Source organism: Pseudomonas benzenivorans, assembly GCF_024397895.1.
GTDB lineage: Bacteria > Pseudomonadota > Gammaproteobacteria > Pseudomonadales > Pseudomonadaceae > Aquipseudomonas > Aquipseudomonas benzenivorans_A.
The window spans coordinates 3621163-3633573 of record NZ_CP073346.1; the positions used below are offsets into that span (position 1 = coordinate 3621163).

At 65.2% G+C, this 12411-nt stretch carries 11 protein-coding genes; 6 read left to right on the plus strand and 5 right to left on the minus strand.

Annotation, left to right across the window (positions count from 1 at the left end; translation table 11 throughout):
- Positions 1–42: 42 nt before the first annotated feature.
- The 3 genes from KDW96_RS16980 to KDW96_RS16990 form a co-directional block, all read right to left on the minus strand.
- Positions 43–756: a lipopolysaccharide kinase InaA family protein gene (locus KDW96_RS16980; protein WP_255837396.1), complete on the minus strand. Its 714-nt coding sequence runs from the start codon at positions 754–756 to the stop codon at positions 43–45.
- A gap of 367 nt (positions 757–1123) precedes the next feature.
- Positions 1124–2668, minus strand: coding sequence for an AmpG family muropeptide MFS transporter (locus tag KDW96_RS16985; RefSeq protein ID WP_255837397.1), 1545 nt, complete (start codon positions 2666–2668; stop codon positions 1124–1126).
- Positions 2669–2710: 42 nt separating this feature from the next.
- Positions 2711–3076: an MGMT family protein gene (locus KDW96_RS16990; RefSeq protein ID WP_255837398.1), complete on the minus strand. Its 366-nt coding sequence runs from the start codon at positions 3074–3076 to the stop codon at positions 2711–2713.
- Between the two features lie 201 nt (positions 3077–3277).
- Here KDW96_RS16990 and KDW96_RS16995 point away from each other — a divergent pair, with 201 nt between their 5' ends.
- Positions 3278–4285: a DUF481 domain-containing protein gene (locus tag KDW96_RS16995; RefSeq protein ID WP_255837399.1), complete on the plus strand. Its 1008-nt coding sequence runs from the start codon at positions 3278–3280 to the stop codon at positions 4283–4285.
- A gap of 66 nt (positions 4286–4351) precedes the next feature.
- Here KDW96_RS16995 and KDW96_RS17000 read toward each other — a convergent pair whose 3' ends face one another.
- Positions 4352–5110, minus strand: coding sequence for an SDR family oxidoreductase (locus KDW96_RS17000; RefSeq protein ID WP_255837400.1), 759 nt, complete (start codon positions 5108–5110; stop codon positions 4352–4354).
- 103 nt (positions 5111–5213) lie between these two features.
- On the opposite strand from KDW96_RS17000, the gene KDW96_RS17005 reads away from it, so the two are divergent.
- The 5 genes from KDW96_RS17005 to KDW96_RS17025 all read left to right on the plus strand — a co-directional run bounded on the left by KDW96_RS17005 (position 5214) and on the right by KDW96_RS17025 (position 9259).
- On the plus strand, positions 5214–5945 hold the full coding sequence (locus KDW96_RS17005) for a HugZ family pyridoxamine 5'-phosphate oxidase (RefSeq protein WP_255837401.1): 732 nt from the start codon (positions 5214–5216) through the stop codon (positions 5943–5945).
- Between the two features lie 63 nt (positions 5946–6008).
- Positions 6009–6473: an FxsA family protein gene (locus KDW96_RS17010; protein ID WP_255837402.1), complete on the plus strand. Its 465-nt coding sequence runs from the start codon at positions 6009–6011 to the stop codon at positions 6471–6473.
- Between the two features lie 295 nt (positions 6474–6768).
- Complete coding sequence (locus tag KDW96_RS17015) at positions 6769–7062, plus strand: co-chaperone GroES (protein WP_160343741.1); 294 nt, start codon at positions 6769–6771, stop codon at positions 7060–7062.
- 48 nt (positions 7063–7110) lie between these two features.
- A complete protein-coding gene (gene groL, locus KDW96_RS17020; protein ID WP_255837403.1) occupies positions 7111–8757 on the plus strand; it encodes a chaperonin GroEL in 1647 nt (548 codons plus the stop codon).
- A gap of 277 nt (positions 8758–9034) precedes the next feature.
- A complete protein-coding gene (locus KDW96_RS17025; RefSeq protein WP_255840554.1) occupies positions 9035–9259 on the plus strand; it encodes a hypothetical protein in 225 nt (74 codons plus the stop codon).
- A 70-nt stretch (positions 9260–9329) separates the two neighbouring features.
- Here the strand turns inward: KDW96_RS17025 and KDW96_RS17030 are convergent, their stop codons facing one another.
- On the minus strand, positions 9330–12401 hold the full coding sequence (locus KDW96_RS17030) for a multidrug efflux RND transporter permease subunit (protein ID WP_255837404.1): 3072 nt from the start codon (positions 12399–12401) through the stop codon (positions 9330–9332).
- Between the last annotated feature and the right edge of the window lie 10 nt (positions 12402–12411).

Here is a 12411-nt window from a genome sequence, read left to right on the forward strand (position 1 = left end):
GGCGTCTCGCAGCGTGGCCCTGCAGATTTTTCGAAGAGCGGTCTATGCGGGCAAGCCCTTGAGCGGTCTGCCATAGGCCGCGCGATAGGCGTCGATCAGCAGGTGCCAGTCGCTGTCATTCCAGGAGGAGTGACGCCTTAGCTGATGCATGTCGTGCAGGGCTGCCTGGGCCGACGTCAGTCGCTGGCGGCACTTCTCCAGATCGATCAGTGCCGCCTCCGCGCGCGCCGCCTCGCCCTCACCACTGACCCTGACGAAGATGTGCTTGATGTAGATGCAGCTGTGTTGCCAGCGTGCGCGGTGCAGCTGTGCCAGATTCTTCGCCACCTGCTCCAGCAGCTCGCCGTGCAGGCGCTCGCCATGGCGCTCGCGGCTGCCCTCGACGTACCAGTCCTCGATCGGCTGGAAACCCTCCAGGGCGGCGGTGACCAGCAGTGCGCGCCAGCCTGCATGGTCCTGCTCGGCCTCGCAGAAGACAATTTCCGGAACCCTGACCCCAGCTTGGCGGGCACCCAGCAGCGCATCGCGCTCGCGCAGCACGGTGGGGCGGCCGAAGGGATGGCGCAGGCTGCGGTAGATGTGGCCGGTCTGGCGCTTGGCATACAGCAGACGCCCTTGTGCGTCGCGGATGCGCTGTACGCCGCTGCTGCCGCCGCGCCGTTCGTTGGGCGGCTCTACCCAGTCGCCCTGCAGTTGCCACCAGCTGTCGAGGGTGCCGGCCTTTGCAATCCCGGTTGTATCTGCGTCTGCTTTCATGTGCTGCCTTATCTTCAAGACTCGTGAGCAAGCCGACCGCCAGGGGTCGACCTCGGTGCTACCTCTCAAGGGGTGGAGCGCGGCCGGCAGGTAACGGCATTGGTTACCCTCCTGCCCGGGCGCGGCGTCCGCGGCTGTTGCATTGATGTACTGATTGTGGGGCCTTGGCCAGTCAACGTGGTTGCCAGCGCAGGTCCAATGGGTGTTGAAGCCCGCCAGTTAGAGGCAGTTGGCCTGTACCAGGCAGAAAAAAGTGAGCGCGCCTGATCGCCAGATGGCCGTGGGCCCATGCGTAACAACCGGAAATTGAATGCAATCTCCGTTCCGGTACTCTTCAGGCGTCCGCCGGAAGTGGGGACGCCGGCGGTCATGCCTGCTCGGGCGGTGCGGCCGGCGTCGAGCCATTGGCCAGCGGGCCCTGGCGCTTCCATTGCAAGGCGATCAGCATCAGCGTGGGTATGCCCAGCAGGGCGGTGACGAGGAAGAACTGGGCATACCCCAGTTTCTCCACCATCACCCCGGAATAGCCACCGATCAGGCGCGGCAGCAGCAGCATGATCGAGCTGAGCAGGGCGTACTGGGTGGCGGAGAACTTCAGGTTGGTCAGGCTCGACAGGTAGGCGACGAAGGCGGCGGTGGCCAGGCCGGCGCTGAAGTTGTCGGCGGAGATGGTCAGAATCAGCATCTGCAGGTCCGGGCCCATGCCGGCCAGCATGAGAAACAGCAGGTTGGTCGCCGCCGAAGCCGCGCCGCCGATGAACAGGATCGGCAGGATGCCGAAACGCACGATCAGCAGACCGCCGATGCCGGCGCCGAGCAGGGTCATGACCAGGCCGAACAGCTTGCTGACGCTGGCGATCTGGTCCTTGGTGAAGCCCTGGTCGATGTAGAAGACGTTGGCCATCACCCCCATGACCGTGTCGGACATGCGGTAGGTGGCGATCAGCCCGAGCAGCAGCAGGGCCTGCCAGCGGTAGCGGATGATGAAGTCGTTGACCGGGGTCAGCACCGGCGCCAGGCCACGCCGGCCCATGGCCGACAGGCACAGGCTGGTGAGGATGGTATAGAGCAGGGCGCGCAGGAAGGCGCGGTCTTCCAGCAGCAGGTCGAGCAGGCTCGCCTCGCCGCGCACCAGACTGGCGAAGTCGGTGTAGTAGAACTGGGTGAACATCGCCGGCACCGAGACCAGCAGGACGATCAGCACCAGTACCGAGACCATCTGGTGGCTGAAACCATAGCGGGCCGCCGCCAGCTGGGTTTTCAGCGGTACTGGCGGTTCACGCATCCACAGGCTGGTCAGCAGGCCCGGCAGCATCAGCAGGGCGAACACCAGGTAGGTGCCGGCCCAGGCGCTGTGCTGATAGCTCAGCACGGTGGAGCCGAAGCCCTCGGCGAAATACAGGGCGCCGGCGGTGGCCAGCAGGGCGGCGATCCGGTAGCCGGCCATGTAGCTGGCCGCCAGTGCCGCCTGACGGGTCTGTTCGACGATCTCCAGGCGGTAGGCGTCGATGGCGATGTCCTGGGTGGCCGAGGCGAAGGCCACCAGCACCGCCAGGGCGATCAGCCAGGTCAGGTGGGTCTGTGGGTCGCACAGCGCCATGCCGGCCAGGCCGCAGGCGATCAGCACCTGGGACAGCACCAGCCAGGAGCGGCGCCGGCCCATGCGCCCGAGCAACGGCAGGCGCCATTGGTCGAGCAGCGGCGACCACACCCATTTGAAGGCGTAGGCCAGGCCGATCAGGCTGGCGAAGCCGATGGTCTCGCGGGCCACGCCGGCTTCGCGCAGCCAGACGGACAGGGTCGAGAACACGAGCATGTAGGGCAGGCCGGCGGCGAAGCCGAGGAGCAGGAGCACCAGCGTAGCGGGGCTGGAGTAGGCGGCGATGGCTTCGCGCCAGCTTTTTCGAGGCATTGGGCGGGTTTCAGCCTGGGATGATCTGACAAAGGCCGCACTCTAACCGCTGGACTCCATCGGACGCCAGCCGTGCCGTCGGATATCCACCCGATCCTGGTCGAGCAGAACACCTTCTGCTCGCAGGCGCGCCCGCTGCTCGACACCGGACGGGCTGCCTGGCGGCAGGCTCAGGCGCCCGCCGGCGGCGACCACCCGGTGCCAGGGCAGGGCGGTGCCCTCGGGCAACTGGCTCAGGGTGCGGCCCACCCAGCGCGCCGCGCGGCCCAGGCCGGCCAGTGCGGCCAGTTGCCCGTAGCTCACTACCTTGCCGCGCGGCACCTGCGCCAGCGCCAGGTAGAGCGCCTCGCGCCGGGCGTCCGGTCCGCTCGGCGCGTTGGGCGTGTTGCCGTGTTGTCGTTTGTCCATCTCTTCGGGAGGCTCCGGGAGGCGCGCTGCTTCCGGGCGAGCCTAGCGCGTCGAGGAGCCCGGCAAAAGCCATGGCGTTTCCGGTGCGCCAGGCGCTCGCGGGGAACTTGCGGGTATTTGGTCGGTCAATTCTTGCCCAGTCGCCGGGCTTGCGGATAATGCTCGGCCTTTCGCGAACCAGAGCAACCCTCGGTCCCTTATATGTATGTGAAATCCTTGCTGTGCCTGGGCCTTACCCTGGCCACAACGCCGCTGCTGGCTGATACCGTGTGGCTGAAGAACGGCGACCGCCTGAGCGGCACGATCAGGTTCTTCGACGGCGCCAAGCTCCTGCTCAAGACCGAATATGGCGGCGCCATCGCCCTGGACTGGGACCAGATCGCCACCCTGGAGAGCGACCAGGAACTGCTGATCAAGGAAAGCGCGGAAGGCGGCGAGCGCGCCAAGTCCCTGCATGCCTCCGCCGAGCCGGGCAAGGTAATCCTGGCCAATGGCGAGGCGCCGCGTACCGTCGAGCTGGCCAGCATCCAGCAGATCCTCAAGCCCAAGCCCCTGGTCGAGGACCTGACCTGGAAGGGCAATATCGATGCGGGTCTGGACTACAAGCGCGGCGAAGCCGACAGCGACGACTACGACATCGATGTGAAGACCCAGGCGCGTCACGGCCTGTGGCGGCACAACGCCGAAGGCGGCTACAACCGCCAGTATCAGGACGACCTGGTGTCCACCGACAACTGGTACGCCGAGTACGCCCTGGACCGTTTCCTCGACGAGCATTGGTTCTGGCAGGGACGGCTGGAATACAAGCACGACCAGATCGAGGAGCTGGAACGCCAGCGCACCGTCGGTACCGGTCCGGGTTACCAGTTCTGGGACAACGAACTGGGCGCCTTCTCGGTGACCGGTCTGCTCAACCGCAGCGACTACCAGTTCGACGATGGGCGGAAGGAGAGTTTCTACGCCCTGAGCACCAAGTGGGACTACAACCGCTACGTGGTCGGCAAGACCGTCGAGCTGTTCAGCAGTGGCGAGGTCGGCAAGCCCCTGGCCAATGTCGCCGACTACACCCTGGATGCCGAAGTCGGTCTGCGCTACAAGGTCACCGACTGGGCCTCGCTGAATATGAAGGCCGAGAAGGACCTGGTCAGCGGCGCCGACGGCGAACTGGACGAAACCCACTACAGCCTCGGCTTCGGGGTGGGCTGGTAAGTCTCCTGTCGCCTCCAGCAAAAAGCCCCGCAGATGCGGGGCTTTTTTGTCGTTGGCAGGCGGCGATTACAGGCGCAGGCCGCCGTCCAGCTCGAGGATGCGACCGGTGTAATAGTCGTTCTCGAGGATATAGGCCACCGAGTGGGCGATCTCGGTCGGCTTGCCCATGCGCTTGAGGGGAATGCCGGCGGTCATCTTCTCCAGGGCATCGGGCTTCATGCTCAGGGTCATCTCGGTCTCGATGAAGCCCGGCGCCACGCCGGCGACGCGGATGCCGTAGCGCGCCAGTTCCTTGGCCCAGACCACGGTGTCGGCGGCGACGCCGGCCTTGGCCGCGGAGTAGTTGGCCTGGCCGATGTTGCCGGCGCGGGAGATCGAGGAAATGTTGACGATCGCGCCCTGATTCTGCAGCTCGATCATCTTGGCTGCCACTTCGCGGGTGCAGAGGAACACCCCGGTCAGGTTGACGTCGATCACCGCCTGCCACTGGGCCAGGCTCATCTTGCTGATTTCGCCATCCTTGACCTTGAGGGTCAGCCCGTCACGGAGGATCCCGGCGTTGTTCACCAGGCCGTTGATCGCGCCGAAGTCGGCGGCGACCTGGGCGACCATGTGGGTCACCTGCTCCTCGTCGGCGACGTTGCACAGGTAGCGGCGGGCGTCGCCACCGGCGGCCTTGCAGGCGGCCACGGCTTCGTCGAGCTTCTCCGGGTTGAGGTCGACCAGGGCCAGCTTGGCGCCCCTGGCCGCCAGGTACTCGCCCATGGCGCGGCCGAGGCCCTGGCAGCCGCCAGTGATGATGATGACTTTGTCTTGCAGTTGCATCGCGTTATTCCCTCAAAGTGCTGCATTTGCCCCGCTGGCGCCCGCTAACCGCTATTCTGGTCGCCTGTCCGTTAGTGACGGATTCTTCGCAAGGAGTCATAAGGTGAGCGTGAAAGCCGGCAAGCATGCCCGAGAATTGCTACTCAAGGAATACCGCGGGGTGCTCTCCACCCACTCCAAAGCCATGCCGGGCTTCCCTTTCGGATCGGTGGTGCCCTACTGCCTGGACCCCGCCGGCTTGCCGTTGATCCTCATCAGCCGCATCGCCCAGCACACCCATAACCTCAAGCAGGACGCCAAGTGCTCGCTCTTGGTCGGTGAGCGTGGCGCCGAGGACGTGCAGGCGGTCGGCCGCCTCACTCTGCTCGCCGAAGCACGACAGTTGTGTGACCAGCCGGCTATCGAGGCCGCGGCCGCCCGCTACTACCGCTACTTTCCGGATGCGCGCAATTATCACCGCAGCCATGATTTCGATTTCTGGGTGCTGACACCGGTGCGCTGGCGTTACATCGGCGGCTTCGGGGCGATCCACTGGCTGGACCAGGTGGCCCTGGCCAATCCCTTCGCGGGCGAAGCGGAGCAGGGCATGCTCGAGCACATGAACCGCGATCATGCCGCCGCCATCGCCCATTACGTCGAACTGGCCGGCCTGCCGACCCGGACGCCAGCCGAACTGGTCGGCATCGACGGCGAGGGCTTTCACCTGCGCATCGGCCAGGGGCTCTACTGGCTGGCCTTCCCGGCCGCCTGCGACAGCCCGGGGGCGGTGCGTCAGGCCCTGGTGCAGCTGGCCCACGCCGAAACCTGGCCGACCGACGGTGCCGTTGTGCCTTGAATTGCCGGCATTGCCCCATATCTCAGTGTTACTGGAAGCTGATCTTCCGTTAAGGAACCCTTGATGCGCGTTTTCCTGTTGCTGTTTCTGTTGTTCCCGATCCTCGAGCTGGCGCTGTTGATCAAGGTCGGCGGCGCCATCGGCGTGCTGCCGACCCTGCTGCTGGTGATCGCCACCGCGATTCTCGGCAGCGTGCTGCTGCGCGTCGCGGGTGTCGCCACCGCCTGGCGTGCCCGCGAGAAGATGGCGCGCGGCGAGTTGCCCGAGGAGGAAATGCTCGAAGGCCTGCTGATCGCCGTCGGCGGCGGTCTGTTGCTGCTGCCGGGCTTTATCAGCGACATCTTCGGCGTGCTCTGCCTGATCCCCTTTACCCGCCGCCTGCTGGTGGCCAAGCTGCGCCAGCGTGTCGCCGAGCAGGCCATGCGCCAGCGCGCCTTCGCCGACGACCTGGCGGCGCGCAGCGGGCGCACCCGGCCGGGCGCGGCGCGGCCGAACGTGCTGGACGGCGAATACGAGCGCCACGACTAGCAGCCGGCTGCACCTTGAGAGGGCCGCGCTGGCCTCCGCGCGCAGGCGCCTCAACGCATAATTTTTTCTGCGACGCCCCTTGAAATCCCCTTGTACGCCCTTATGTAGCGGTCACCGCAAGGTTTTCTGTCGGTATCGGCAGAACAGATTTCTGCGTTGTGCCGAGTGTCTCGGGTGGTCGGTTGAACAATCGGTCGTACGCGGCACTTCGCAACGCAACCGGCACCGCCGGACTTTGCTAACCTGCCGGTGAAAACACCGGCCGATGAAAACAACCTATTGGGAGAGATCGACAATGAAGCTTCGTCCCCTGCATGACCGCGTCGTGATCCGTCGCAGCGAAGAAGAAACCAAGACCGCGGGTGGCATCGTGCTGCCGGGCTCCGCTGCCGAGAAGCCGAACCAGGGCGAGATCGTCGCCGTCGGCACCGGTCGCGTACTGGACAACGGCGAAGTCCGCGCGCTGGCCGTCAAGGTCGGTGACAAGGTGGTGTTCGGCCCGTACTCCGGCAGCAACACCATCAAGGTCGACGGCGAAGACCTGCTGGTGATGGGCGAGAGCGAAATCCTCGCCGTCATCGAAGCCTGATTCCCGCGAATCTCCGTTTAACCGTCAAAGAATTGAGGATCAATCACCATGGCAGCTAAAGAAGTCAAATTCGGCGATTCCGCCCGCAAGAAGATGCTCGCCGGCGTCAACGTCCTGGCCGACGCGGTCAAAGCCACCCTCGGCCCGAAAGGCCGCAACGTGGTGCTGGAGAAGAGCTTCGGTGCTCCGACCATCACCAAGGACGGCGTCTCCGTGGCCAAGGAAATCGAGCTGAAGGATCGCTTCGAGAACATGGGCGCCCAGCTGGTCAAGGACGTCGCGTCCAAGGCCAACGACGAGGCCGGTGACGGCACCACCACCGCCACCGTTCTGGCTCAGGCCATCGTCAACGAAGGCCTGAAGGCCGTCGCTGCCGGCATGAACCCGATGGACCTGAAGCGCGGTATCGACAAGGCCACCATCGCCATCGTCAAGGAGCTGAAGCAGCTGTCCAAGCCGTGCGCTGACAGCAAGGCCATCGCTCAGGTCGGCACCATCTCCGCCAACTCCGACACCTCCATCGGCGACATCATCGCCGAAGCCATGGAAAAGGTCGGCAAGGAAGGCGTGATCACCGTTGAAGAAGGCTCGGGCCTGGAAAACGAACTGTCGGTCGTGGAAGGCATGCAGTTCGACCGCGGCTACCTGTCGCCGTACTTCATCAACAAGCCGGACACCATGGTTGCCGAACTGGAAACCCCGCTGATCCTGCTGGTCGACAAGAAGATCTCCAACATCCGCGAAATGCTGCCGGTGCTGGAAGCTGTCGCCAAGGCCGGTCGTCCGCTGCTGATCGTGGCTGAAGACGTCGAAGGCGAAGCGCTGGCCACCCTGGTGGTCAACAACATGCGCGGCATCGTCAAGGTCGCTGCCGTCAAGGCACCGGGCTTCGGTGATCGTCGCAAGGCCATGCTGCAGGACATCGCCATCCTCACCGGCGGTACCGTGATCAGCGAAGAAGTCGGCCTGAGCCTGGAAGGCGCCACCCTGGAGCACCTGGGTAACGCCAAGCGTGTGGTCCTGAGCAAGGAAAACACCACCATCATCGACGGCGCTGGTCAGCAGGTGGACATCGAAGCCCGCGTTGCGCAGATCCGCAAGCAGGTCGAAGACACCAGCTCCGACTACGACAAAGAGAAGCTGCAAGAGCGTCTGGCCAAGCTGGCCGGCGGTGTTGCGGTGATCAAGGTCGGCGCCGGTACCGAAGTCGAGATGAAAGAGAAGAAGGCCCGCGTTGAAGACGCCCTGCACGCTACCCGTGCCGCGGTGGAAGAAGGCGTGGTGCCTGGCGGCGGCGTTGCCCTGGTGCGCGCACTGCAGGCCATCAGCGAGCTGAAGGGCGAGAACGAAGACCAGAACGTCGGTATCGCACTGCTGCGCCGCGCTGTCGAAGCGCCGCTGCGCCAGATCGTTGCCAACGCCGGCGACGAGCCGAGCGTCGTGGTCGACAAGGTCAAGCAGGGCGAAGGCAACTACGGCTACAACGCTGCTACCGGTGTGTACGGCGACATGATCGAGATGGGTATCCTCGATCCGGCCAAGGTCACCCGTTCCGCGCTGCAGGCCGCCGCTTCCATCGGCAGCCTGATGATCACCACCGAGGCGATGATCGCCGAAGTGGTCGACGACAAGGCACCGGCCATGCCTGACATGGGCGGCATGGGCGGCATGGGCGGTATGGGCGGCATGATGTAAGCCACCCGGCACCCTGAGCTGTAACGAAAACCCCGCGCTTGTCGCGGGGTTTTCTTTTTTCGGCGCCCAGGAAGGGGCCGGTATGGTCGCCGTGGCGATTGTCCTGGCGCGGCCCCTGGCGATCGACGGCGTTGATCGGTTTACCGACGTCGGATGTGTGGCCCAGCGGTCGCAGCGTGACGAATCACGACCGTTTGTCGACGAAGGCGACCAGTCGGTGTGCTCTGGTCTAGTGTTGCTGAACAGCGTTTGGCAGCGCTATCAAGAGGTTGCAGTGATGAAACTAGAAATCGCTCGAGGTTTGTTTCTTGCCGCAGCACTGGCCGTGGCCTCACTCGCGGCCGCGGCCTGGCAGGAGCCGACCCCCGAGGTGCTGACCCATAACGGGCTGGGCTACTGCCCGCTGCCGCCCAAGCCGCAGCCGGCCGCCGAGGTCAGGCCGGACCACGACCTGCTGTTGTTCCTGTTCAGCATGAGCCAGGGCCTGGGGCCGCGCGGTTGAGGCGTTGTCTGGTGCTGTCCGCGCCTGAACTGAAAAGCCCCGCATTGGCGGGGCTTTTCAGTGTCGAGGCTCAGCGCGCGGGGGTAGCCTCGGCGATGGGCTCGGGGTCGGGCCTGGCCAGCAGGCTGTAGACGCAGGGCAGCACGAACAGGGTGAACAGGGTACCCACCGTCATGCCGGTGGCGATCACCAGGCCGATGTCGAAGCGGCTCACCGCGCCGGCACCGCTGGCGAGGATCAGCGGCAGCATGGCGAAGACCATCGAGGCGGTGGTCATCAGCACCGGGCGCAGGCGGATCGCCGCGGCTTCTTCCACCGCGGCGCGGCGCGACAGACCCTTGTTGCGGCGCAGCTGGTTGGCGAACTCGACGATCAGGATGCCGTGCTTGGTGATCAGCCCGATCAGGGTCACCAGGCCGACCTGGGTGTAGATGTTCATGGTCGACAGGCCGAGGAACAGCGGCACCAGGGCGCCGCAGATCGACAGCGGCACGGTCACCAGGATCACCAGCGGGTCGCGGAAGCTCTCGAACTGCGCCGCCAGCACCAGGAAGATCAGTGCCAGGGCCAGGCCGAAGGTCAGGTACAGGGCGCTGCCCTCCTGGATGTACTGGCGCGCCGCGCCGGCATAGTCGGCGGCAAAGCCGGCCGGCGCCTCCTCGGCCATGATCTGCCGCACGGTGTCGATGGCCTCGCCCATGCTGACTCCTCTATCGGTTGCAGGCACGCCCTGGATGGTCGCCGAGTTGAGCTGCTGGAACTGGTTGAGCTGGGTCGGCCGGGCACGGTCGCTGACCGTCACCAGGGTCGCCAGCGGCAGCAGCGCGCCGCTCTCGCTCTTCACGTAGTAGCTGCCGAGCCAGCCCGGGTTGTCGCGGTAGGCGCGCTCCACCTGGGCGATCACCTTGTAGCTGCGTCCGTCGATGGTGAAGCGGTTGATCTCGCCCTCGCCGAGCAGGCTGGCCAGGGTCAGGCCGAGGTCCTGCATGGACACGCCCATCTGCGCGGCCTTCTGCCGGTCGATCTCCACCACAACTTCCGGCTTGTCGAAGGCCAGGTCGACATTTAGAAAGTAGAACTTGCCCGACTCCAGCGCCCGCGCCTTGACCCGCTCGGCCACCTGCAGCAGCGACTCGTAGTCGTTGGGCGTGTTGATCACGAACTGGAACGGCGGGCCCTCGCCGGTGCCGGGCAGGGACGGCAGGTTGAAGCCGAAGATCTGCAACCCGGGGATCTGGCTGAGGCGCCCCTGGACCTCGGGCAGAATCTCCATCTGGGTGCGTTCGCGCTCGTCCCACGGGGTCATCAGGAAGCCGCCGATGCCCGACTGCACGCCACTGAAGCCGTTGATCTGGAACGACGAATAGTACTCGGGAAACTCCTTGAAGATTTCCACGAACTCGTCGGTGTAGCGGTTCAGGTACTCCAGGTTGGTCGGCTGCGGCGCGTTGGCGATCATGAAGATGATGCCCTGGTCTTCCTCCGGGGCCAGCTCGCTTTTTGTGAACATTGGCTGCAGCATTACTGGGATCAGGGCCATGACGATCACGGCGAACACCAGCACCACCGGGCGGGTGTCGAGGGTGCCGTGCAGGGCGCGCTGGTAGCGCTGCTTGAGGCGCTCGAACAGCAGGTCCAGGCGGTGCGCCAGGCCACTCGGGTTCTCGTCGTGGCGCAGCAGTTTGGCGCACATCATCGGCGACAGGGTCAGGGCGACGATGCCGGAGATGATCACCGCGCCGGCCAGGGTCAGGGCGAACTCCTTGAACAGCGCACCGGTGAGCCCTTCGAGGAAGCCGATCGGCGCGTAGACCGCGGCCAGGGTGATGGTCATCGACACCACCGGCACGGCGATCTCCCGGGCGCCCTCCAGGGCCGCGTCGAACGGCGTCTTGCCTTCCTCGACATGGCGATGGATGTTCTCCACCACGACGATGGCATCGTCCACTACCAGGCCGATGGCCAGCACCATGGCCAGCAGGGTCAGCAGGTTGATCGAGTAGCCCATCAGCTGCATGAAGAACAGCACGCCGATCATCGACAGCGGGATGGTGATCACCGGGATCAGCACCGAGCGGAAGGCGCCGAGGAACAGGAACACCACCACGATGACGATCAGCACCGCCTCGCCCAGGGTCTTCAGCACCTCGTCGATCGAGGCCTGGATGAACTGGGTGGCGTCGTAGGCGATCGATACCTCGAGGTTGGGCGGCAGCTGGGCCTGCAGCTCCGGCATGATGCCGCGCACCTCCTTGATCACGTCCAGCGGGTTGGCGCTGGGCGTGCCCTTGATGCCGATGTACACGGACGGGATGCCGTCGAAGGAGCTGAGCGAGTCGTAGTTCTCCGCGCCCATCTCCACCCGCGCCACGTCGCGCAGCAGCACCCGGCTGTCACCGACCGTCTTCAGCGGAATGGCGGCAAAGGCCTCGGGGGTCTTGAGGTCGGTCTCGGCGTTGATGCTGGTGACCACGTACTGTCCCTTCACTTCGCCGGCGGCGGCGAGGAAGTTGTACTGGCGCACGGCATCGTTGACGTCGCTGGCGGTGACGCCATAGGCGGCCATCTTCACCGGGTCGAGCCACAGGCGCATGGCGAACACCTGGTTGCCGAGGATCTCCGCCTCGGCCATGCCAGGGAGGGTCGCCAGCTTCGGCTGAATCACCCTTGAGAGGTAGTCGGTGATCTGCGGGTTGCTCAGCTCGTCGCTGAAGAAGCTGATGTACATCAGCGCCGAGGCGCCGGCCGCTTCCTTGCTCAGCACTGGGTCCTGGGCTTCCTGCGGCAGCTGGTTCTTCACCTCGTTGGCCTTGGCCAGCAGCTCGGTGAACAGCCGGTCGCTGTCGGCGCCGATGCGTGCATAGATGGAGATGATCGACAGGTTCTGCCGGCTCACCGAGGTCATGTAATCGATGCCCTCGGCGCTGGCCAGGCTCTGCTGCAGGGGCTGGGTGATATAGCCCTGGATGGTCTCGGCGTTGGCCCCGGGGTAGGCGGTGGTCACCGTGATCAGGGCGTTTTCCAGGTGCGGGTACTGGCGTACGGTCAGCTTGTTGAACGCCTGCAGGCCGAGCAGGACGATCAGCAGGCTGACCACGGTGGCCAGCACCGGGCGGCGGATGAAGGGGTCGGTAAAGGCCATGGCTAAGTTC

Coding starts and splice junctions, on each gene's coding strand:
- KDW96_RS16980 (WP_255837396.1), bottom strand. CDS start 756: ATGAAAGCAGACGCAGATACAACCGGGATTGCAAAGGCCGGCACCCTC.
- KDW96_RS16985 (WP_255837397.1), bottom strand. CDS start 2,668: ATGCCTCGAAAAAGCTGGCGCGAAGCCATCGCCGCCTACTCCAGCCCC.
- KDW96_RS16990 (WP_255837398.1), bottom strand. CDS start 3,076: ATGGACAAACGACAACACGGCAACACGCCCAACGCGCCGAGCGGACCG.
- KDW96_RS16995 (WP_255837399.1), top strand. CDS start 3,278: ATGTATGTGAAATCCTTGCTGTGCCTGGGCCTTACCCTGGCCACAACG.
- KDW96_RS17000 (WP_255837400.1), bottom strand. CDS start 5,110: ATGCAACTGCAAGACAAAGTCATCATCATCACTGGCGGCTGCCAGGGC.
- KDW96_RS17010 (WP_255837402.1), top strand. CDS start 6,009: ATGCGCGTTTTCCTGTTGCTGTTTCTGTTGTTCCCGATCCTCGAGCTG.
- KDW96_RS17015 (WP_160343741.1), top strand. CDS start 6,769: ATGAAGCTTCGTCCCCTGCATGACCGCGTCGTGATCCGTCGCAGCGAA.
- groL (WP_255837403.1), top strand. CDS start 7,111: ATGGCAGCTAAAGAAGTCAAATTCGGCGATTCCGCCCGCAAGAAGATG.
- KDW96_RS17025 (WP_255840554.1), top strand. CDS start 9,035: ATGAAACTAGAAATCGCTCGAGGTTTGTTTCTTGCCGCAGCACTGGCC.
- KDW96_RS17030 (WP_255837404.1), bottom strand. CDS start 12,401: ATGGCCTTTACCGACCCCTTCATCCGCCGCCCGGTGCTGGCCACCGTG.